Origin of the sequence: Motilimonas pumila (genome assembly GCF_003596335.1) — a bacterium.
Classification (GTDB): Bacteria; Pseudomonadota; Gammaproteobacteria; order Enterobacterales; family CBDFNC01; genus Motilimonas; species Motilimonas pumila.
Window position 1 is genome coordinate 1 of the sequence record NZ_QZCH01000180.1, and the last position, 516, is coordinate 516.

1 pseudogene is annotated in these 516 nt (G+C 66.1%); it reads right to left on the reverse strand.

Going from position 1 to position 516, the window contains the following annotated elements:
* Window positions 1-516 (reverse strand): annotated as a pseudogene (locus tag D1Z90_RS21130) (TonB-dependent siderophore receptor); the annotation flags it as partial.

Genomic DNA, 516 nt, shown 5'->3' on the forward strand with positions numbered 1-516 from the left:
GTCGGTCACCGCCGCGACGGTGGTGGTCGGGTTCCAGCGTGTCTTCGTGCCGCGCTTCATCCACCACTGGCCATTGACCAGCTGGGCCACGCCGCCGTCGCCCGGATTGGTGACGATGTAGTCGTTCAGCGACTTCGAATAGCGGACCACCTGACGCACGGCGAGGTCGTCGTCGATCTTGTGGTCGATCGCGAAGGTGACGATGTCGGAGCGCGTCTTCTGATAGTCGCGGTCGGCGACGCCATAGAAGCTGCGCGGATCCACGGCCAGGATCCCTGAGGCGGTGCGCGGCTCCGTGGTCTTGGTCAGCAGCGGAATGCCGTAGTCCGGCGTCTGGTCGGTATCCAGGTGGTAGTAGCTGACCGTCATCTGGGTGTCGCCGTTCAGACCCACGGCCAGCGACGGCGCGACGCCCCAGCGGCTGAACTCGACCCCCTTGCGGCCCGGCGTATTGCCCTCCGCGCCCAGAAGGTTCAGGCGCACCGCGACGCTGTCGTTGATCGCGTAGTTCACGTC